The 22,219-nt window shown below is 63.9% G+C and carries 13 protein-coding genes; 9 read left to right on the plus strand and 4 right to left on the minus strand.

The genetic code is table 11. The annotated features are described in order from the left end of the window. Positions 1–28 precede the first annotated feature (28 nt). The 3 genes from ALA01S_RS31730 to ALA01S_RS11905 all read right to left on the minus strand — a co-directional run bounded on the left by ALA01S_RS31730 (position 29) and on the right by ALA01S_RS11905 (position 8,326). A complete protein-coding gene (locus tag ALA01S_RS31730; protein WP_157118948.1) occupies positions 29–1,153 on the minus strand; it encodes a TraB/GumN family protein in 1,125 nt (374 codons plus the stop codon). Further along, a complete protein-coding gene (locus ALA01S_RS32900; RefSeq protein ID WP_157118949.1) occupies positions 1,150–1,656 on the minus strand; it encodes a hypothetical protein in 507 nt (168 codons plus the stop codon). The genes ALA01S_RS31730 and ALA01S_RS32900 overlap by 4 nt, the downstream gene beginning before the upstream one ends. An 88-nt stretch (positions 1,657–1,744) precedes the next feature. Continuing rightward, positions 1,745–8,326, minus strand: a complete 6,582-nt coding sequence (locus ALA01S_RS11905) for an LPD7 domain-containing protein (RefSeq protein ID WP_157118950.1) — start codon at positions 8,324–8,326, stop codon at positions 1,745–1,747. 200 nt (positions 8,327–8,526) lie between these two features. On the opposite strand from ALA01S_RS11905, the gene ALA01S_RS31735 reads away from it, so the two are divergent. The 3 genes from ALA01S_RS31735 to ALA01S_RS11915 all read left to right on the plus strand — a co-directional run bounded on the left by ALA01S_RS31735 (position 8,527) and on the right by ALA01S_RS11915 (position 10,275). Then, complete coding sequence (locus ALA01S_RS31735) at positions 8,527–9,108, plus strand: hypothetical protein (protein ID WP_084267477.1); 582 nt, start codon at positions 8,527–8,529, stop codon at positions 9,106–9,108. A 17-nt stretch (positions 9,109–9,125) separates the two neighbouring features. After that, positions 9,126–9,800 carry a hypothetical protein gene (locus ALA01S_RS32905; RefSeq protein ID WP_157118951.1) on the plus strand — a complete coding sequence of 225 codons (675 nt, stop codon included), beginning with the start codon at positions 9,126–9,128 and terminating at the stop codon, positions 9,798–9,800. Positions 9,801–10,023: 223 nt separating this feature from the next. After that, positions 10,024–10,275, plus strand: coding sequence for a hypothetical protein (locus tag ALA01S_RS11915; protein ID WP_066336473.1), 252 nt, complete (start codon positions 10,024–10,026; stop codon positions 10,273–10,275). Positions 10,276–10,513: 238 nt separating this feature from the next. Here the strand turns inward: ALA01S_RS11915 and ALA01S_RS11920 are convergent, their stop codons facing one another. Beyond that, positions 10,514–11,470 (minus strand): IS110 family RNA-guided transposase, encoded by a 957-nt coding sequence (locus tag ALA01S_RS11920; protein ID WP_066336475.1) that lies wholly within the window; start codon positions 11,468–11,470, stop codon positions 10,514–10,516. Positions 11,471–11,838: 368 nt separating this feature from the next. On the opposite strand from ALA01S_RS11920, the gene ALA01S_RS32910 reads away from it, so the two are divergent. The 6 genes from ALA01S_RS32910 to ALA01S_RS11940 all read left to right on the plus strand — a co-directional run bounded on the left by ALA01S_RS32910 (position 11,839) and on the right by ALA01S_RS11940 (position 21,451). Next, on the plus strand, positions 11,839–12,942 hold the full coding sequence (locus ALA01S_RS32910; RefSeq protein ID WP_157118952.1) for a DUF6685 family protein: 1,104 nt from the start codon (positions 11,839–11,841) through the stop codon (positions 12,940–12,942). Between the two features lie 682 nt (positions 12,943–13,624). Then, on the plus strand, positions 13,625–14,632 hold the full coding sequence (locus ALA01S_RS32915; RefSeq protein WP_157118953.1) for a FitA-like ribbon-helix-helix domain-containing protein: 1,008 nt from the start codon (positions 13,625–13,627) through the stop codon (positions 14,630–14,632). 662 nt (positions 14,633–15,294) lie between these two features. Further along, positions 15,295–16,485 (plus strand): type I-G CRISPR-associated RAMP protein Csb1/Cas7g, encoded by a 1,191-nt coding sequence (gene cas7g / locus ALA01S_RS11925; protein WP_084267469.1) that lies wholly within the window; start codon positions 15,295–15,297, stop codon positions 16,483–16,485. 10 nt (positions 16,486–16,495) lie between these two features. After that, the gene (gene csb2, locus ALA01S_RS11930; RefSeq protein ID WP_066336482.1) at positions 16,496–17,872 is read left to right on the plus strand and encodes a type I-G CRISPR-associated protein Csb2; all 1,377 of its coding nucleotides are present in this window, start codon (positions 16,496–16,498) and stop codon (positions 17,870–17,872) included. Continuing rightward, positions 17,869–20,508, plus strand: coding sequence for a type I-G CRISPR-associated helicase/endonuclease Cas3g (cas3g, locus tag ALA01S_RS11935; protein ID WP_066336484.1), 2,640 nt, complete (start codon positions 17,869–17,871; stop codon positions 20,506–20,508). The genes csb2 and cas3g overlap by 4 nt, the downstream gene beginning before the upstream one ends. After that, complete coding sequence (locus tag ALA01S_RS11940; protein ID WP_157118954.1) at positions 20,495–21,451, plus strand: type I-G CRISPR-associated protein, Cas3-extension family; 957 nt, start codon at positions 20,495–20,497, stop codon at positions 21,449–21,451. Before cas3g ends, ALA01S_RS11940 begins: the two co-directional genes overlap by 14 nt. The last annotated feature ends 768 nt before the right edge of the window (positions 21,452–22,219 follow it).

Genomic DNA, 22,219 nt, shown 5'->3' on the forward strand with positions numbered 1-22,219 from the left:
ACATATTTGGCTCTTGAGTTCCAATGATTCAGCGCCCATTGCCAGCAGGCACCAAGACGGGCTCAATGCGGTATCCTTTGTTTCGCAGGAGTACGATTAAGCCATTCGGTCCGGAAAGGTGCGACGCGCCTACATTGACCACCGAATTTCCAGCATCAAAATACGTCATTAATTTTGGCATCCAGGCGTGGTTTCTGTTTGACAGCATGAATTGATTGAAGATTTCCATGTCTGCATTATTTGCTGCGCCGCTGTTGGTTGCTGCAAACACGCCATCGAAGTCGCCACTATTCAGGGAATCAATGGCCTGCTGCAATGCCTGTCGGTAAACTGGTTGAAACGCCTGCTGCAGTTGGCGTTCATAGATATGCTGCGGCACTCCACTGCGCTGCTTCTCCAACTCTTCAACAGTTTCAAGCGGCAGCGGCTGCAATCCCCGTTTTGTAGCGGCTCGCGACAAAAGATCATCGCGGGAAAGAAGGCCTTCACTTGCGCAGACGCTTGAGGCCAATTTGCTGGCTATGACCGGAGTGCGCGTGAGGAGGATTGTATCCACTATTTTTTCCACCGTAGTTTCCTGTTTGGCAGCGACTTGAGTAATTCTAGAATCACAACGAGCATTGCGGTACAACTGCTGAATTTGCTCTGTGGATAAAGACATTGCCCAGTTCGCGCGCAACACAGTGCCGCCATCGCGAAATGCCATACCTGGAACCTGGCCTTCCTTCACCGCCTTATTGAATATAAGAACGCGTTGCCGTCCGCCGATCATTGCTATACGCATGGCCTCCATACCTTCTTTGACTTCTGGAGCCACTTCCGGAATTACCTTGTCAATGGTCGAGTCTGGAACGCTTTCCACGACATAACGCTTAGCGCCATCCATGACGGAGTCTGCGGGTTGGCGCAAACCATCTGCTGGAATGTGCATGCTGCCAATTAGTAGATTCTCTGCTCCATTGGGAGCAGTAACCTTCAGCGCGGGCATGCCGCCTTCATTGGGAGTCACGGTTTGCGGCCAGGCATTGGCCTTAGAGAGCGTGAGCAGTGAGCAAAGAAGGATGGACGCATGGATCAATTTGCGCATATGAACTCCAGTAACGCTGGGCATGTAGATTGGGTATTTCAGTGCGATGAGAGAAATTAAAATCATCGCCAAATGCGCTGCCAGTAGTCAGAAAGGCTACTGGAGGAATTTGCAGCCGGAGCTGCATTGATGCCCACGGGAGGCGTCACAGGCACCGGGACGATCACAGAGCCGCCTTGCCCCGGGATTTGACGCGCCGTGTCGTTCACGCCTCGCAGGGCTTCGTCGATCTGTCCGGTCACGCTACCAACTGCCTCGTGGACTTGCGCGCTCGCAATGCGGCAGACCTGCTCTTTCACCGCGTTGAAGATATCCGACAGCGAGGGGAAAGTCGGGATCGTCAGGATGCCGGTCACGCCGCTGACACAGCGCCCCAGAATGTCCGACGATGACCGGTCCTTTTGCTCCGTTTCGTCCGCTTTACGGGTGTCGTTTCCATACCCAACCTGGCCGCCTTGGACGGCCGCTGTCCCGCTGCGGCATGTCACCGCTGAGGCTTGTGTAGCCCACAGTGCGCCGGCCATTGCTGCGGCCAGGATCAACCGCGATCCGATCTTGCGGTTCACCATCACGTTGTCCTCCAGGAAAGCCAGTTCAGACAAGGAGCACAAGCGCAAGGCGCCTCTGGGACGCCTTTGCGCAGAAACAGCGCCGCGATCAAGCTGCGGCGCGCGTGCGAGCATTACGCCGCGACCCTTTGCGAGGAGCGCCGGCCGCGACCTCCTCTCCCGCGGCCGGCTTCGCTTTTGGGGCGGAGTTCTCCAGTTGATGCACGGACGAGTCCTTGCCCCGTTGCTTGGGCAACTGGATAAAGCCAAGGCTTCGGTGCAGCGACTCATCACCCGCCGCATTGACGCGAACCTTCATCTTCTCGCGCCCGACGTTGAGCAGCATTTCATCGAAGAAGACCGGTTTGCCATCGCCGCGATGGTTGACCGCATTGCCGTATCCGATCTCGCGCCACTGCGCGTGTTTGGGATGGCCGTCATTGACACTCAAGCGAAGGTAGTTCGCCCGGACCTCTCCGGTATCCGGGTCCGGCGCCCTGCGGGCGATGTGCGCAATGACGGGCTGGCGCTTGCCCTCGATCGTGAGATAGCCCTGCAAGAAGTCCCCGGCCCCTTTGAACAGCAGCGCGCAAACCTCGTTCTTGTCGCCATTCTTCCTGTAGCCGCGCAGCACAACCTTGGCCGGGCTCGTGTGCTTCACCGCCGGCTGGGCCCGAAGCCGCGCTTGGTACTCCTGTGCATCCTCGGGTGGGTCATAACGCCGGCCTTGCTTATCAAACCAGAACACCTCGCCATGCTCGGGCTGTGGACCCAGCCGCTGCATCTCCGCTTCGCGCTCGTGCCCGACGAACCACTCTTCGACACCGGCCCGTTGCACGTTCCAGTATTGGTGCGCATCAATTGGAACGAGGTCTGCGGCAAGCGGCTGCCAGTCCGCGCTGTCATTGGCTGCACCATCGTCCACCTCGTTCAGCTCGGCCGTGGCCGCCACGACTTGCACCTCTGGCGCAACGGCCGGTGCGGCGCTGGCTGCAGCCACCACGGTTGTGGTGGCTTCGGCGGGCGCTGGCGCAGTTGCCGCAGGGCTGGCGCTCTCTGCCGTTTGCGTTGCCACGTGTTCGCCATGGGGCGCCGCTGGCGCAGCAGCCGCCGCAAGAGCTGGCGCAGTGGCCTGCGCTCCAGCGCTTTGGCTTGCAGGCGCTGCAGCCGCCACAGGAGCCGGCTGGGCAGCGGGTGGGGCAGATCGGGCAGCAGGTTGCGCACTGGCCGCAGCTTCGACGGATTGATTGTTTGCCGCCGCCGACGTTGAAGCCGGCGCAGCAGGCCGGCCTCCAAGTGGCGCGGGGTCTGTACTGGCGGCACTCTGCGCCAGATCCGGGGCCGTTCTGGCGATCTGCCGGCGCATGGCCTGTTGTTGGGGACTCGTGAGTTCCACTTCCAGGTTGTGCTTGACCATGAGCGCAAGCGCACGCTGCTGAAACTCCGGCGTGCCCGTGATCTCGAACCTGCCTCCCCACTTTTCCTTGGCCATCATCAGGGCCGTGAGCACCGCGTCGTCGTTGTCCGGAGCGAGCGTCTTGTGCATCAAGATCTGCTCGCCATGGTCGAAAAAGGCTGGTTCACCGTGCAGCAGGTACAACACGCTCTTGTTCGCCGCGATGGTGTACGTCATGTCGTCCAACAGCGCGCAAATGTCCGCCGCCGGCCGGGGGCGAACATCCGCCGGGTCGCTTGTGAAGCCGTTGAGCGTCCTGTCGAGTGCCGGGCGAATGCGCGGACCTTGTTGCTCAGGGATGCCGGCTGCCGTGGGCTGGTTGGACGGTGCGCCTGCCGCCGGATTCGCGTCGCGCGGCCGTGCCGCACTAGGCAGAACCTGCTGAGGTTGCTGCGCGTCCCCAGCGAAACCGGCTGCTTCCGCCTGCTCGCCTTGTGCGGTAGAGGTGGCGAGTCCCGATTCCGCGCGTGCTTGCTCGCTGTCCCGGGCGCGCCGCCCGGCCAGGCGCCGTAGCAGATCCTGGTGAATCCGGTCCTGGGTGGTCTGCGGTGCTGGCGCTGCTGCAGGGGCCGGTGCAACTGCTGTCGCCGGCGGCTGGGCGTCCGTTGATGTGGCCGTGGCCGCGATCGCAGCCTGAGCGGCTTCAAGGGTGGCTGCCATGCTCGCTGCAGGCGCTGGTATCGCTGCGCCAGAAGCGGGGGCCTGCACGGCCTGCGACGCCTGGGCAGTGGCCTGTTCCTGCTGCGTGATGGTCGCCGACAAAGCCTGGCGCTTGTCGTACTCAGCCTTCCACGCCTTGAATTCGTCCTGTCCCTCGCTTGTCATCTGCGAAGGGATGCCCAGGGTGGCGCGGACCAGATTGACGAAGGTTCTCTGATCCTGCCGGTCGCCGGCGAAGGCGAGCTTCGGGCCCAGGGCGTTCACCACGGTCTGCACAGTGTGCCCTTGAGCGAACAGGTCCTCCATTTCGCCGGTGAGCTGGCGACGATCTGCGATGTCGCGTTCTTGCTGGGCGTTCTGGTTCATGAAGCCGTTGGGATCGGTGCCGACTTGAACACGTGGCCGCTCGACAGCAGCTGGTTGAAGGGCCGTGACGGGCGGCTGCTCAACGGGAGCAGTAGCAGGCTGGGCAGGCGTTGGAGCTTCGTTGGCGCCTCCGACCTGTTGAAGCACTTGCTGCTGCTGCTCGACACCGAGCGAAGGGGCCAGCTGCGGGGCTTTGGCCAGCACCTCCACGGTGAACTCCGCGAGATCCACACGCAGATCGTCTTGATTGGCTGAGAGCACTTCGGGCGGTACCCGCCTGCGGCTGTACCGAATACGGTCGCCTGGCTGTGCACCTGCGCCAATCAGCGCCGCAGGCAGGCCACGGCCCCACGCCGTTCCCTCCCGACCGTCATCCTCCCTGTACTTCATGTAGTGCGTCACGCCGCTCCTGCCCTCGTGCTCCTCGTAGAGAGCGGTCCCCACTTCCTGGAGCACGCCCTCGATGCCGCTGGGGCGGGCGGCCTGGCGGCGTGCCCTTGCCTGCACCTCCACATCGAAGCGAATCGACTCGACGGCCTTGGCTACCTGATAGTCCGCGCTGCGCAGCGCCTCCATGTAGGCAGGCTGCTGGACGCTAGCCATGATGTCATTGACAACTGCAACTAGATTGGCCTGTGTGCGCACCTGGCGCAGCGCGTCAGCATCCGCTTGCGCGAGGGCTGAGAGATCAGCGGCATCGAGGTCTGCAACAGCGTTGCCGCTGTCACGCAGGACCGCGTGCCGCTGCCTGATCTGCTCGACGTGGTAGGTCTCCTCGCCCACTGCTTGCGCCGCGATCACGGAAGCAGCTTCGGTATCGACGGGTGCGGTCGACGTTGACGGGTCCGAAGCAGCGGCTTCCGTCGTGACGAGTTGCACCCGGTCTTGCTCGCCCAGATCCAATGCAGAGTGTTCCGCGATCCATTGCAGCCGCTGCGCCAGCGCTTCAGCTTCGCCCTTGTCGGAGAACCTGGCCACGACAGCAAACGGGCCGCTTCTCCTGGGCACGGACACTGAGAAAAATCCCGGATCAACGCCCATGTTCGAGCCGGGTTCGACATACATGCTGTCAGGCACGACTTGCACGCCGCCAGTCCAGTCGCGAGGCAAGGCAAAACCAAGGTGCTCCTGACAGGTCTTGTCGAATTCCTGGGAATCTCGGTCCACCGCCAGCAAAGAGTCCACCGGGTCGTGTACCAAATAGGCTGATCGCAGCAGGTTCAACCGTGCCTGCGCCACGAGCGCGTCGCCCGACGGCGGCGCTGCGCCCGGCTCCAACTGGTCCCGATCAGCAGTCGGCGCAAATGCCTGCTCTGCGGCTGTGGTGGCGGCTGGCGCTGCAGCGGCTGCAGTCGGCAGCGGCTCGGGGGACGCTGGCACCGCTGCAACTTCGACGTTCGTAGATGGCACTGGTGTGGCGACCGCGGCAGGCAGCGCAGCTTGCGAGGAAGCCAAGATGGCCGCGTCCGCATCCGGTTCGGCTGCAGCCTGCACCGCCTCCTGCAGGCCCGCGGTGGCGGGCTGTAGCGTGCCTGACAGCGTCCCCGTGGTGACTTTGGGGGCATCGAATGAGAAACCCTCGTCCTGCCAAGCAGGGTCCAGGCTGCGAGCTGTTTTCAGCTGCGACTCCATCTGCTGCACGAGGCGTCGGTAGTGCCCGGCGATGAGCTGCGCGTCCTCACGAGGTGTTTCTTCCCGGAGAAGCCGGTTGACGCTCGCGCGGATATCCGAGACGCGCTGCTCCATCACTGTGGTGTAGGGCTGCTCGGCGCCGGTGGCATCGCTGTACATCGGTCCACGCTGGCGCATGTCGGCCAGCATGCTGTCCAAGTTCACGTCCTCCAGGACATGGTCGGTGGAGCCCGAATAGCCGTCCAGGCGAATGTGCTCAGCATGGCCCGGCCACAGGCGCGAAGAGGTGTCGCGCCGCCACCGGACATGATCGTCAAGGGTCTGGTCGCTCCAGCCCCAGGCGCTCGCATCGTGCAACTGCGTGCGCTGCTGCTCGAAGACTTGCTTGATGGCACTGTCCCGGGCTACCGCGCCGCCCTCGTAGAAAACGACCCGTGCACCTTCGGGCACAGCGGTTCCTACCGGAGCCACGATGACGGCGTGCCCGAGAGGCAGGCTGCGCGGTGCGGCTCTGGTGCCTTCTCCGTGGCTGCGCAGGCGCCACCAAGCGTCGGTCTGGCCCCATCCCGCCGGTACAGGCATCTCACGCGGGTTGGCGATGATTGCGATGCCGCCGCTCTGGGAACCCACGGTGTTGATGCTGAAGTGCACCGTGTTGCGATCTGCTGCGCTGGTTGCCTGCAAGGTCAAGCCGTCATCCCCGTGGTGCATGCCGTTCAGATCCTCCTGCAGCCGCACCAGCAGCAGTGCGTTGCTCTGAAAGGGGACCTGCCTGTACTGGGCTAGTTGGGCCCATTGGCTGTCGGCCGCAGCGCGCAGCTCCTGCGCGCTTTGGTACTGCAGCGCCGCTGCGATGACAGCCCTGGTGTCGGCGACGTAGGCCGGATTGAGATGCGCAAGCTTTGCGTTGACCGCGGCGTTGATTTCCGCCATGCGCAGCTCATTGGCCAGAAGTGCGCGCACCGGCGCCGGCGCCCGCTCCAGGCCTCGGGCAATGCCTTCGGGCGTGCGTGCGTGGTACTCCTGCACGAAGTCGGCGGCCAGCTGCGCATCGCGTTCCAGCGTCTTGGCTGGATCCGGCCTGTTGGCCGCGGCGACAAGGGCAGCGAGCTCTGCCTCCTGCGTGTCAGCCGTTTCTCGCCGTGCCTGCGCATCGGTGTGCCCAAACTCCGTCGCGATGATCGCCCGCGTCCTGGCAAGCCGGGCAGGCGGCAGGTGGGCAAGCTTCGCGTCGACCTCCGCAGCCAGTTCGTGCACTCGCTCTTCGTTGCGCAGCAATTGCCGGACTTCGGCCGGTGCTTGGGCCAGACCTCGAACCACGCCTGCAGGCTTGTAGTTCTGGTAGACCTGCATGAAGTCAGCAATGGCTTGCACGTCGCGCTCGCGCTGCGCCTGCACGTCGAGCGGTGAGGGGGTCTGCAGCATGGGGAGCGACAACTGGCTGGCATCGGGCTGCAGCGGCGCTAGACCGCGGACAGCCGCATCGAGCAGTGCGTCTTCAGCCGAGTCGCGCGGCAGGCTGTAGGCTCCATCCTCGACCCGGACCTGCAGAGCGCTGGCAAGCTTCTCGACGTCGGGCGCAGCGTCACGCAGCGCAGCCCGGTAGCCGTCGTGCCCGTAAGCTCGCCACCCCATCGCGAGCAACGCCAGCGAACGTTCGTTGGCCGCGGTGATTTGCCGCACGGCCTGTGCATCAGCGCGGGCCGACTCGGCAACTGCCGCTGGCGACGCGGCCTCCAGCCCTTCGCCTCGCTGTTCGATCTGAAGTAGCAGGTACTCGCTCTTGGCGAGTTCCAACTGCTGGCGGGAGGCCGCGCGGCGGGTCTCTTCCCGCAATGCCGCCGCGACTTCCTGCGCCACGACGGGCGCATGCTGGTCCAGGGCGATCCGGTAGCCGTCGTGCCTGCTGGCGCTGTCGCCCATCGCCACGGCTGCGAAGTAGCGTTGCGCTGGACTGTCGATGGTGCTCAGCGAGGCTGCATCCGCGCGCACCAGATCTTCGGCCGCAGAGGCGTCGAGCGAGTCCGGAGGCATCGTGGCCAAGCGCTCGTAGGTCTGCTCGATGGCGCGGGCGGCTGCCTGTTCTTGGATGGTAGGCAACCGAGGCAACACCGGCGTGCCTGGCGTCGCCGCGGCGTCGGCTGAAGCCGCGGCCGGCGCTGGCACGTCGGCCGGCGGCTGTGCAGGCTCCAGATCCAGCGGCAGAGCTGAGGCGGACCCCGCGCGGCGGCTGTAGGTTGGCGCGTCAACGCCCACCGCGATCAACCCTGGGGAAAGCTGCTGGATTGAGGCGCGATAGCCGGCGTGCCGGGCCGCGTTGGCCCGCATGACATCAAGTACCGCTTGGCTGCTGCTGGCGCCGACCTCCTGGTACGCCATCAAGTCGGCTACGGCCCAGTGCCGCACTAAATCGGCGTCAAGGTCCTGTGGCCGTTCCAGCTGCGCCCAGGCTTGATACCGATCAGCACGCTGCTGAGTGATTTCGACCGGCAGTAGCCGGCGGTGCGCTCCCACCATGAAACGGTGATACACCGAGTTACGGAAATCCTGGAGTGGGCTGCTCAGGGGTGCATTCACATCGGCTCCTCTACAGGCGCGTCCGCCTGCGTCGAACTACTGCTAGCTGCCCGAAGAGCAGCCGGCGCTGGAGGCCGAGGTGGTTCTACAAAAGTGAACCCGACGAACTCCGTACAATAGATACTATGCGGAAAACGAGCGATGGAGAAGCACAACCAACCAGGCCGTCAAACACGGCCTTCCTTGCTATGATCAGCAGGATGCCTACAGAAGCCAAGAACTCAGCAGACACTGCCATTTGCGGAATCCACCTAGAGAAGTGGATGATGGACAGGAAGTTGACGAAGGCGGAAGCAGCGGAAGCATTCGGGCTACAGAGGGTCAAGTGGGACGAGTTGACCCGCGACGACCGCAAGCTGGAGCCTGTGGACGACCCGGTGGTAGCCATGCTCTATGAGGTCTACCGGCAGCACCCGAAGGCCTATCCCAGGCCGGTTCCACCTGACATCAAGGAGTTCTTCCTGTGGCTGGGTCTTCGTGAAGACCAGCCCCAAGATTTCACGACGTTTGCGGCGTTGATTGGTCGCGCGCCGCCGACCGCATACCGGCTTATTCGGCCGCCGAAGCTGAAAAAAGCCAGCCTTCAAGCTAAAAATAAACCGAGCCCGAGTCGGTCGGTCCTTCGTTGGATTGAAGCCTTGCGTCGATTAAACCTTACTCCCCGGCAAACCTTGAAGTTGATGGTTGACGTGGCGGCCTCAGTAGGTCAGCGACAGCAAGCAGGCAATGTATTGTCGGAGGGATGGTCTAAGCAGGATGCGGCAGCGGAGCAGACTGATTAGGCAGGGCCACCGCATGCATGCATCGAATTGAACTTTCAACAATCGTGTTCGTTGAACACAGATTGAAATCACTGGAGCTGCACGAGTGCTCGTTGCCGCTGGCCAATCCTATTCAGGGGGCCTTTGCGGGTATTTATGGCACTCGTAGCAAACCAGAAGCGTTCGTTGCTGCACGGGAACATGCGGATCGCAACCGCATGGACTACACCGTGGTGGACTTGGTTGTGGAACTGGAGCACAAGCCCAACCCCACGGTAATGAAGACGCCGGAGCTGAGCCAGTACGACTTCTTCAGCATGCTGCGAATGGCCAGTGCAATGAACCGTGATGTGGCGGAGTGGATTCGTGCTGGCTTGGCACCCAATGACCCGCGTGTGGCGCAGATTGACGATGAGCAGATCGCAGCGACGCTGGCCAACGAACCTTCACTGTTCGGCGTGTTGGCAGATTCACCTGCTTGCCGTCACTTGCGATTGATTGCGTGTCCTGTGCTGACCGAGTTCAGCGACCACTTCCTCAATGCCGGCATCGTCCCGTTCCGCCACTGGTCGGCCATAAAAGAGGCGACGTGCCGGTTCGATCCGACCGTCCACGTGAAGCTCAGTCCACCGCCTCAACTGGCGTCTTCGACGTCTGCAGCTTCAGCATCGCCAAGCGTGGCTCCTCGCGCCAGCAAGCCCAGGTCTCGCTGAACCGTGCTGTCCCTGCGTGGGCAATAGGCGCACGTAAGAGCCGTTGCCCTGCCGGGCTGAGCGCCCAGTTCGCTGGCGCAGCAGGCACCAGTGCCAGCGGCTGGGTTCATTGCAGGGCATAGGCCCGCTTTAAGCAAAACGGCGTCGCTCTGAATTACGTAATTACGTAATTACGTAATTACGTATAATCTGAGCTCTTGGTTCACTGCACTTAGGATTCACCTTGAATCTCACGTTCCACGGCAACCTGACCGAGGCCATCGTCAGCTTGGAAGCCGGGGCCAGTGTCCTGGTGCCTTGCGGCCGGCGAACCGTGCAATCGGTCATGTCCACCATCGCATCTTTGCCAGGCAAACGCGGTCTGCCCTCCAACGAGTTTTCGCAGCGCAAGGCTCTGCTGATCATTGACGAGAAGGTGATGCCCATGGTCGTCGTGATCGTCACTCGGAAGAGGGCATCTGGCAGCGACGAGTGATTGCGGCCAGCACAGGCTGGTGGCAGACCCTCTTGCCCGGTTTGCAATAAGTCACGGCAGTGCACTTCCACCCGCAGTCCAACTTAGGAATGAGTAAACATATCCACGACTACAGCGCCGTGCTTTTAAATAATTAGCTGTCTTGGGGAAACCGGATGCCATGTTGGGCAATTTCCATTTGAACCCTTAAGTGCTCTTGCTCGTAGCAAGGAGAAGGACAGAGCAACCGTCTTGGCTGTCAAGCGTGATGCATCTCCGGATTCCACGGCGAGCCATGCTTGGCGATGGCGTTGAGCATCGTCAGCAGCTTGCGCATGGCCGCCACCAAGGCGACCTTCTTGCGCTTGCCCGCGGCCAGCAGCCGCTCGTAGTAGGTCCGCAGGACGGGGTTGTGGCGCACGGCCACGAGCGTGGCCATGTAGAGGGTGCGTCGCACGTCGGCGCGCCCGCCCCAGATGGCACGCTGGCCGCGCATCTGGCCCGAGTCTCGGTTGAGGGGTGCCACGCCCACGAGAGCAGCCACGCGGCGGCGATCGAGCTTGCCCAACTCGGGCAGCTCCGCCAACAGCACTGCCACGCTGGCCGCGCCGATGCCCGGCACGCTTTGCAGCGCTGCAGCGAGTTCGGCGTGATGGCGCTGCACGTGCTTGGCGACGTCGCCATTGCTGTCATCAAGCTCGCGTTGCAGGAACTCAATGACGCGCTCGATGCTGGGCTTGGCCGCGGCATGCGAGATGCGCATGCGCTGGCGTTCGGAAGTCAGCATCTGCACGAGCTGACGCCGACGCAGCACCAAGGCCTGCAGCCGCTGCAGCTCGGCGTCGGCCAGCGGCTTCACAAAGCGCTCGCGCTCGGGGTGCTGGTGCAGCACGCGGGCAAAGGCAGCCAGCATCCTGGCGTCCAGCGCGTCGGTCTTGGCCAGCGCGCCCATGGCACGTGCAAAGTCGCGCGCCATGCGCGGGTTGACCACCGCCACGGCCAGCCCCGCGGCCTGCAATGCGCACGCCGCCTCGAACTCGTAGCCGCCCGTGGCCTCCAGCACCACCAGCCCCGGCTGCAGCGCCACCAACTGCGTCACCAACGCTTCGATGCCGGTGCTGTCGTTGCTCACCTGCCAAGTCTTGGCCTGTGCGGTGCTGGCGACTTCCAGCGTCTGGCTGGAGACATCAATGCCTACGAAAACAGAGTCGGACACGTCCTCTCGCTCCCATCCTTGTCTATGCGAACTGCGAGTTCCTACAACCGTTCGGGCTGCAAGAGAGGACGGTCCGGCTCACGCGCCCAGTGCTCAGCCACGGGCTTCAAACATCAACCCAGAGGGCGCTCGGGCTGCGTGAGCCGGTCCGAAGCCTCTCTCTGAAGATACAAGGCTCACACTTGCTGCAACGCAACACACGAGAGCATCTTGCGAAGCACGCCATCCAGGCACGGCCACCCGGTTCATTGAGTGCATTGCCTTACGTACAACATGGAAAATCCGTGATGGCATGTAATTACGTACAGTGAGTGATGAATTATTTAAGACCCATAAATTGATGCGTGACGCCAGTCGAGGATGGGCTTATGCCGGTACCCAGAAAGAACAGCACATGCTTCCCCATAGGTGAAACACAAACCGCAGTGCGAGATTGGCCTGACCGTTCCTGCCTAGAAGACGTGCCGCAGGCAATAGCAAAAGTTGAATCCTGGCCGACTTGGCGTCGTTTGCTGCTCCTGCCCGACACGTCCGCCTTTGAACGTATTGATGGCTGGCGCGGTCTCGTTCAAGCTGCCGCATTGATCGACACGCATGCAGAAAAGCTGCCTTTTGACCGTTGTCAAAATGGGATTTTCTGGCGATCCAGGCCTTGCTGGAACCAGTTCACAAAGTGTGCATGGAATAAAAGAGAGTTTGAAGGTCTGATTGCTGGCGGTCGAAAAACTGTGCTGAGAAATCCTTTCGGGCCGCTGGTGCTCGAAAGCCGTATGGACGAGTTTGCCTGCGATATTCTTGACGTCGAAGGTATTGCCGACAGCAGTTCATCGGACGTCTTCTTTGACAGCGTTGCCTCTTTTGGTCAACGGTATTGTTCTTCTGTCCGTGCGGAGATGAATGAGCACGGGCTGCAACAAATGCTGCATCACCGGGACGTTGGAATTACTGACCCTGCCGGTAATGACAGCCTAGATCTCTGGTTTTGGGATGGCAGGCTGTTCTTGTGCAGTGAAGCAGGATCACGTCGTTTCGCTGCCGCAGCCTTCATCGCAGAAGTGATTGAGCAGCCGGTTCCGCTGAAAGCGCCGTTGACGATGCGGTGGCTTAATGCGCCTGCATGGAACTGGTTGCTCTCACGCTATTGCTTGCTTCATGTGCCGGCGCACGCGCGATTCACGCCAAAGCAGTGCCTTGCCACGCTGCTGGGGCAGGTGTTTACGCTGCGGTTGGGCTCACGCCCTCTTTCAGAGGAAAATCTTTTTCTGATCCCCAAGAACGCAGCAGCATTTTCGCCCGTCGTTCAATTGCTGGAGGGCCGCGGGCTCACGGACATAAACAGGGAAATTTATGGACTGTTGCGTCGACAAGAGGCAAACCGGCGCAAGTTGTCCAGGCGCTGGCCGTCAATATGTGTGCCGCCATGGCTTGAAAAAGGCACAGCTGAAAAGCTTGTAGCTGTGAAGGTGCGCTGATCAATAGTCTCTTCAATGTCAATTATGTGAAGTGCTTTCAATATTTGGTTACGATGTCTGCTATTCTTGTACTGAGGCGGCCCAACTCCCTCCAGGTGTCGCCTTGTCGTCTTGATGGCCCGCCGTTGGCGGGCCTCTTTTTTTGGTAGACCGCGCGTGGTTTGGGTGCCGCGGCAAGGGTTTCGCCGAGCGGGCGCTGCGTACGGAAGGCAGCTCGCTGACATGGTGCACAGCTCCTTTTGCCGCTAGCACCATCCGCGAAGTCGGCAGCCGATGCTGGATCTAGCGCGGTTGCCACAGGCAGTGGCCAGCAATCATTTGATCCGGTACGCGCTATCCGCGCACCCAGCACTGCGCGTAAAGGCTGCAAGCTTTGCAGCGAGGCAAGACGAGCTGCCTGCCTGCAAAGGTTCAAGCGCTATCGAGACTTCTGCCGCTACCCCACACCTGACTCGATCGGTTCGAAAGCGCCCACCGAAAAACGCCGTACCACCACCGAGAACGTGCGCTTCCTGGCCACGCCAAAAGCCAACTTGGTTGGCACCCTACATCTACTTCCGCCCGACCCTTTGACCAATCTGCTTCGCGAACTTGCACTTCACACTGCATGATGCAATTCCATGATCAAAGCGAAATCACTATGATTGCAATCTGATCTACAGTGAGGCTTCTAGGAGGCCATATGTTTGAATCGTTCGGCAGCGGGAAGAATCGAAACGTGCAACCGGATGCAGAAGCTTTGACCACAGGGAAGATTTTGGTCAGAAATCTGCCCCCTGATGTGTTTAAAGCATTGGTAGAAATCGCGCAGTCACACGACAGGTCAGTCGAAGCGGAAGCCAGAATGGCTATCCGTAACTGGGTAAAAGAGTGGGTTGGTGCAGAATCTCATAATAGTCGATGCATGCAGGTGTCCCAGCGCTTGCGTTATATTATCGACGAGATAAATCATCGTCCAGGGCGTAATGCATCTCCTTCCAGGATTGCTGAAGCAATGGGACGTAGTCACGCGAGTGAAGTCGAACGCTGGTGCGCTGGTCTTGAGGAACCCTCCTTTGAAGAAATTAAAGCAGTTGCAAGCCTGTTGATGTGTGATTTCAGCTGGCTTGCCCATGGTGAGGGTACTCCCTATAAGCCAATATATCAAAGGATTCCAGAGAATCCGTCTGATGGCATGTCTTGGTTGCTTGAGTCGCCTGATTCAAGACCTGTAAAAACCGTAGGACTTATTCGAAGCAAAAGCGAAGCTGGAGAATTTGCATATTACAAACAGTATTCTGAATGGTCAATTCAGGTTTTCAGTACGCCTTACCATGTTAGCGAAGTGATCGGAGCAGGCGGAGAATCCAGTCTCGCAGCTTTGCTCCTTCTTTTCGAAGCCCTTTATAAGAAGCACACAAAATCAGGTGCGGAATTTCAGGTTACTGGATACCTGGTCGACGATGATGTATTTTCTGCTTTGCTTTCAGGGAAGCGTCATCCCCTTAATGTATTGGATGGCCCCAACTCCCATTTTCGTAGCACATGGTGGGAAGACATTTGGGATCCCGAGATGTTCGAAAAGCAGGCCTATTGGGAAGGGTGGCAATCTCTCACCACAAGAATGCATCGCGTCATAGAGGGAAAAGATTTCTATCGCAAAAACCGAGAAACCATACGCGGTAGTGTCCGTGATTCAAATGCTGTCTAACGACGGACCGACGCAGTTCCGACGGTGAAACTAGGCGTTGGTGCGGCTGCAAGCTATGGCCATGCCGACGGTGGACGCGCGGTTCATCGCCGACGCTTGCGCCAGCGTCAGCCATAGCCAGCAGCCGAGCACGGCCACGGGCGAGGCGTTCAGGCACCGTTGCAGGTACTACGCGCAAGGGCTGCCTGCGTCGCAGCCGATTCCAGTAGCCGCGGGCGCCTAATTGGTGCGCCTGGCGCGCGGCCTCAGTGCCGCAGAGGTTTCTAACCCGTCCATGCCGGGTCGGCTCCTGCCAACAACCGGTCGAGCTGCTACGCCGCGATCCGCATGGCCATGGACCACGCACGCGCAAGGTCTTCAGGCGCTATAGCAGCCCGGCCGCGACGGCTACTGACGCCCACGTGGTACCGCGCTCGCCTTATCAGCAACCGCCACAGGGCGTCCATCGCCGGCCGGTGCAGGATGCAGCCCGCCGCTGGTACGGCAGCCACGTAGCCGTGTGTTCTCTCGGTGACATTGAGTGCCATCACGCCATGCTGGCGCACTGCGTCTTTGCGGCACAGGCTCACCTGGCGAGCCTGTCGATCCGCAAGATGTGCAGGGCCTGAATTTTCTTTGCAGGCAGCAGCACCCCGGACCTTGAGATCCTTCCAGGAGGTCGCATGGAACTTGAGCATTTGCTTGACTGTGTTGCAACCCGCTCCGTGATCCGCCTACAGGTAGATCTCACGCCTGCCAGCCCGGACGGCCTTGTGTGCCCGCCAACCTATGCGGCTCCCAAGAAGAGCGAGCCGCCCCACATCCCCTACCGCCGGGCATACGTCGACGGCCAGCAGCGCGACGCTGTGGTGCTGGACTCGCCGCAGAGCCAGTCCAATCGCATCGAGCTTGCGTTGCTGGCTGCCGTGCGGGCCCAGCACATTCGCTACCCCGACATCGAGATTACCTTTCCTGGGCTGGAGGGCGAACCGGCGTACTCGGTGCTGCAGCTCTCGCACCGCATCTACGACGCCGTGATGCGCGCCGTCACGCTCGACAAGCAGCCGTTCTTCGAGACGCCGATCGGCCGCGCGTTGCTGGCCGCGCGCCCGGACAAGGCCTGCGCGCTGCTGGAGCATGCGCCGATCTGCTTGACGCTGGGCGCCTGGGACAGCAACGGCGGCGGCGGCCCGCTGTCGGCCAAGATTCCGCGCCTGCTCACGTCCGAAATCCTAGGCCTCGATGCCGTGCCGGCCGACATCTCGGCCACGAAGTTTGACCCGATGGACATTCGCAGCCAGGTGGCGGAGCTGATGCCCACCGACAACCCGGTGCAGCGCTTCACGATCCGCACCGCAGCCACCAAGTCCAAGGAGAAGGGCAAGAAGCCCAGCGAGATGGGCTTCGGCAGCGTGCCAGCGACGGCCGTGCCGCGCGCAGCCGTGATCAGCGGCGCGGTGCAGACCAGCGTGCTGTCGTGCTCAGGCCTGCGGCACCTTCACTTTCCGGACGCTGCAGGGCGGCTCGACCCGCGGCGCGACCAGGCCGCCCGCGCACTGCTGGCCGCGTGGACGCTCTACGGCCTCGTGGCCCAGAACGAGACTGGCTACCTGCTGCGCTCGCGCTGCGAGCTGCTGCCGCGCGATGCCGGGCGCCTGGAGCTCATCGGCCGCACGCTGCAGGAGCGGCAGGAGGTCTCGCTGCAGGCCGACACCGCGCTCGCCCTGCTCGATGCAGCCTGGCGGCACGCCGCGGAGTGCGGACTGGCGCTGCGCGAGGTGCCGCTGAAGCTGGCTGCCGACGAGCGGCTGGTCGAGCTCGTGCGACGTAGCCGCGCGGCTGTCGCGCAGAGCGATGGTGCCGACGAGGAATGAGGGTGCAGCCATGCTGCAGCTCCAGATTGGATTTCCCGGCGGGCGCTACTGCGCCGCCGACCATGCCGACCCTCGGCGCCCCGAGTGGCCGCCGCATCCCTCGCGGGTGTTCTCCGCGCTCGTGGCCGCCGCCTACGCCGGCGGCTGCAATCCCAGCAGCGAGCAGCGCGCCGTGCTGCGCAAGCTCGAAGCGTCCCCGCCGCCCGCGCTGTGCTTTCCGCAGGCCGACCTGCGCGAGGCGCCCGACATCTACGTGCCGGTCAACGATGTGCAGACGCGCATCGCGTCGAGGAAGGCCGGCAGTGCCCTGGCACCCAACCGCCGAGTGCGGCAGTTCCCCGGTGCCTCGCTGCTGGCAGAGCCGGAGGTCCGGCTGCAATGGCCCCTGGTGCTGTCGGCGCAGGAGCTGGCGCTGCTCGACGGCCTGGCGGCGCGCATGACGCATTTGGGCACCTCGCACTCGCTGGTCACGGCCCGGTTTGTCGCCGATGACACGGCGCCCGCGCCGGACCTGGTACCCGCGGCGCATGGCCGCGAGTTCTTGCGGGTGACGAAGAGCGGACGCCTGGAAGAGTTGGACCGGCTGGCAACGCAGGGCCACGGCGCCTTGCGACGCCCGCAGCCGGTGTTTGAGGTGCTGCAACCCTACGCGCGTGCCAGCGCTCCTGCCGGTGCGGACCATCGGCGCAGCGACTACGAATGGATCGGTCTCCGCCTGGACGGCTGTTCATGGGGGGCTGATACCGCCCACACGCTGGCCCGCGCAGCCCGCCGCGCCGCCATGTCGCTGTTGGGCGAGCATGTGCCGGCGGCACTGCATGGCCACGACGGCTTGGTACGCCACGTGGCCTGGCTGCCCCTGGCCGACGTGGGACACGCCCATGCCAGGGGCAAGGTCCGCGGTATCGGTGTGGCGCTGCCCGTGGAGATGGAGCCCAACGACCGTGCCCTCACGCTGATGGCGCTGTCCCGGCTGCGCCAGCTGCATCTGCCGGACGACCAGGTTGCGCAAGTGACGCCGGTCGGCTTGTCCGGGACGCCGCTGGTACTGCGCGAGGACACGTGGCGTGAAGCGTCCACGCATTGGTCCACCGTCACGCCAGTCCTTCTGGACCGGCCGCCCAAGCGCCCTGAAGTTGATCGCCTTGTCGATGCGCTGGTGGAGTCGCTGGCCATCGCAGGCTTCCCGGTGCCGCAGGCCGTTCACCTCAGCCGCACCAGCGACTTCGAGGGCGCACCGCGCGCCCTGGACATCCCGACTCGGATGCAGCGCTGGCATGCCCAGGTTTGCTTCGACCGACCCATCGAGGGTCCGGTGATCGCGGGCCGGTGGCGCAATTTCGGCATCGGCCTCTTCCGCCCGACGCCGCAGGAGCTGCGTACATGAGCGACCTGACGTTCCAGGAGTTCTTTACGACCGTCCATGGCCAGCAGCCGTTTCCGTGGCAGGTACGCGCTGCGGCGCGGCTGGCTCGGCGCGAGGCTTTCGACGTGACGGTACCTACCGGATTGGGCAAGTCGGCGCTGGTCGATGCCGCGGTATGGGCAGCGGCACAGGGTGGTTGGCGGCGCATCGTCTTCGTCGTGGACCGCCGCATCGTGGTGGATGCGGTGCACCAGCGTGTCGAGCGGATACAGCGCGCGCTCCAGCAGGCCACCTACCCCGCGCTGCGCGAGCTGTCCCAGCGCGTCGGCGAGATGCAGGTGGTGCGGCTGCGCGGCGGCGTCTTCGGAGACGACGACTGGGTGCTCTATCCCGAGCGGCTGTCGGTCGTGCTCAGCACGGTGGACCAGCTCGGGTCGAGGTTGCTGTTCCGCGGCTATGGCGTGAGCCCGCGGCGCTGGCCGCTGCACGCGGCCTTCCTGGCCAGCGACACGCTGATCGTGGTGGACGAGGCCCACCTGTCGATGCCGTTGCTGCAGACGCTGCAGGTCCTCAGGGCGCAAGGCGCGGACATCACCGTGACCCCCATGTCTGCCACCCTGCCCGGTCACCGCCAGGACGCCGCTGTCGGGCTCGAGGCGGACGACTTGGCGGTCGAGACCGTGCGGTGGCGGCTCGCGGCGCGCAAGCTGGTGCGGCTACGCGCTGTCAAGGGCAGCGGCGGGGAAGACTTCATCAAAGCGCTGTGTGAAGAGACCGAAGCGCTTCGCAGCCACCCCGGCGTGGCGAAGGTGGGCGTGGTGGTGAACCGGGTAGCCACGGCGCGGCGCTGCTTCGAGCGGCTGCACCGGGCCAGCGTGCCCTGCGTGCTGCTCACAGGTCGGGTGCGTTCACTAGAGCGGGATCGACAGCTTCAGGCGCTGCTGCCGCAGATCCAGGCCGGCCGGCAGCGCCGGCCCGACCATCCGCCGATGGTGGTGGTGGCGACCCAGACCATCGAGGTCGGCGCCGATCTGGACCTTGACGCGCTGGTATCGGAATGCGCGCCGCTGTCGGCGCTGCGCCAGCGCTTCGGCCGGCTCGACCGGCTGGGCGAGCGTGGCGAGTCCCGCGGCGTGGTGCTGTACCGGGAAAAGGACCCGGTGTACGGCACCGCCTCGGACGACGCCTGGGCTTGGCTGCAGGCGCGAGAGGAGGAGGCGGCAGGCATGGTCGATTTCGGCGTGGGCGCCCTGGAAGAGGTGCTGGGCGCCCACCCGGCGCCGGTCGAGGCGGCCTCCTGCGCCGCGACGCTACTGCCGGTCCACCTGGAGATGCTGGCGCAGACCGGCGCTTTCGCGCCGGAGCTGGACGTGAGGGCGTGGCTGCACGGGCCGAGCGACAAGGCGGCCGAGGTGACGCTCGTCTGGCGTGACGACCTGCTGCCCGGTGCGCCTGAGGACTGGCCGCGGGCCGTGGCGCTGCTGCCGCCGATGCAGCGCGAGGGATTGCCGATGCCGGCGGCCGCGGTGCGGCGCTGGCTCACCGGCGCAGCTCCTGGCGACCAGTGGAGCGACTTGGAATCCGTGGCGGACGAGGGCCAGGTGGGAGACCTAGCCGACCGTCCCGTGCTGCGCTGGCGGGGCGCCGACGACTGCCGCGTAGTTACGGCGCGTCAGGTCCGTCCCGGTGACACGCTGGTGCTGCCGGCCGCCTATGGCGGATGCGACGAATGGGGCTGGGCACCGGAAAGTAGCACGCCGGTGGCGGACATCGCCGACAACTGCCTGCTTGAACCCGGCCGGCCGCGCCGCCCCGCAGCCCGCCTGGTGGCCGGCCGCTGGGCAGCCTTCGGCGACGATGCCGATTGGCTCCACGCCTTGGTGCAGGCCTTGTGCAGCTTAGAGGCCCGCGCCGCCGCGGCCGAGGACGACCTGTGCGAGGAGATCCATGCCGCGCAGCAGGCGCTGCTGGACGCTGTTGCCGCAGGCGACTCGCCGTTGCTGGCCCGGTTAAAGGACGTGCGGCTTGAGCCGCACCCGGGCGGCTATGTGCTGCGTGGCGCCGGCGTCGAGGAGATCGAGGGCCAGATCGAGATCGGCCGCGCCGTGGCGCTCGACAAGCACCACGACGACGTGCGGCGCTGGGCGCGGCGGCTCTCTGCGGGCGACATGTGCCAGGCCCAGGTCGTGGAGGCCGCCGCGGTGCACGACGCCGGCAAGGCCGAGCCGCGCATGCAGGTGCTGCTGCACGGCAGCGTGCTGGCCGCGCAGGGCGGCCGGGTGCTGGCCAAGTCGGCGCTGCGCAGCCGCACCGAGCAGCTCGCGGCGTGGCGCCTGGCCGGCGTGCCGCGGGGCTTCCGGCACGAGTTCGCCAGCTTGGATTTCAAGTCCCTGGCCGATCCCCTTACCCGCCACCTCGTGGCCACGCACCACGGCCTCGGCCGGCCCTGGCTGCCTGGCTGCGCTGAACCCACGGCGGCGGGCATGTGCTACGCCGGGCTGCCGGCTCACTGGCCAGCAGCGTGGGCCGGCATGCTGGCGCAGCACGGCCCCTGGCGCCTTGCGCAACTGGAGTGGCTGCTGCGCGCCGCCGATGCACGGGCCTCGATGGAAGAGGCGGCCGTGTCCCCTATAGGAGAGCGTGATGAACAATGCTGATCCCGAAGTGGCCCTGACCGGGGTACCGATCGCCTCTCCCATCGGCTTCATGGCGGCACTGGGCCTGTTGCGCGTGTGCGCTCAGGACCACGGGCGGCCGGTGCGGCTGGCATGGACCCCTACCCATGCCGTGCTGCATGGGGTGGAGGCTTCGGTCCTGCGCGAGCTCCTGGCCGAGCACATGCGCGGCCGGGCTGAGGCGCCGGAGTTCAATTTCGAGGCCACCAGCGAGGACGGCCGGCGCAGCCCGGCGCAACACATCCGCACCATCACGCCGCAGGATTTCCGGGCAGCAGCAGCGGCCCTATGCGGCAACGAGCGGGCGCTGGGCTTCCTGGCCGGCTTCGCAACGGATGCCGTCGTCAACGACAAGGGGTTCGTGGCCCGCTCGCGCTTCGACTTCACATCTGGTAGGCAGCAACTGCTGCACAAGATCCGGCAACTGGGCGTGGAACTGTCGCCGACGCGCGAGCGGCCACGCGTTGGGCTGGCACTGCGCATTGAGCGGGCCCTGTCCGGCGGTCCCTACGAAGACTGGCACAGCCTGGGCTGGGATCCCGCGACGTTGATGACGCACGCCCACCAGCCCATGGCGCCGACCGACAGAGCCCCACCGGGGCAACCGATGCTGGTGTGGTTGGCCATCGAATCACTGCCACTGCATCCCGTCGTGGCGACGGGCCCGCGCAGAGCCGGCACCACTGGATTTGCCGGAAGCCGTGCCTACGTCTGGCCGCAGTGGCATGAACCGCTGTCGCTGGCCGAGGTCCGGCTGCTGCGGCAGCGGCCCGTGGGCTCTCTGGAGCAGTTGCCCGGGGTGGAGGGCGTTTGGTCCTCGGCGGTCACCAGCGCAGGCGAATATGACGTCTTCCAGCCGGCCGCGCGAACCTGCAGTGACGCTCTCGCAGTCGAGAGGTTCGCGCGAGCAGATAATGCCGGCTGAACAAGGAGTTGCCGTTCGGCCAAGCCAGGCGGCACCTCGCCTCTGCCCTACCCGGCAGGTTCGTGCGGCGCCAAGGATCTTCTCGTGTACATCCACGTGCTGGGCGCGCAGGGCGTTACCCGGCCGTTGCGGTCGGTCATCGTTGAAGCTCCTTCAGCGTCTCGTTCACGGCTTGCGCCACTTGCGTCACCCGGCCGTTGCGGTCAGGCATCGTTGAAGTCCGCTGGAGGGGCTTTGGGACGATCCCACGCAGTAGCGTCACCCGGCCGTTGCGGTCGGGCATTGTTGATGCAGCATCGACGCCGGCCAGCGCTGCAGGTCCAGCGGGCGTCACCCGGCCGTTGCGGCCGGGCATCGTTGAAGCCAGTCTTGCACCATGTCCGCCGGGTAGTACCAGCCGGCGTCACCTGGCTTTCGGGGCCGGGCACCGTTGAAGCAGGGCGCGCATGCGTTCGGTTAGCAGCCACAGCGCGCGTCACCCGGTCCTCATGGCCGGGCATCGTTAAAGCGGCAATGTCACGCACACCACCCTCCCGCCGCGACGCGTCAACCGGCCATTGCGGCCGGGCATCGTTGGAGCTGGCTTGCCTGTGGCCTGCAGGCCTTCCGCGTCATGCACCACCCGGTCCTCTCAGTCAGGCACCGTTGAAGCATGTCAAAAACAATGACCTGCGCCCCCTGGGTATCGCGTCACCCAGCCTTCGCGGCCAAGCATCGTTGAAGCGGCGGTAGGGAAGCCACATCGCTGATGTGACATGGCTTCGTGCG

The organism is Azohydromonas lata NBRC 102462, assembly GCF_001571085.1.
GTDB lineage: Bacteria > Pseudomonadota > Gammaproteobacteria > Burkholderiales > Burkholderiaceae_C > Azohydromonas > Azohydromonas lata.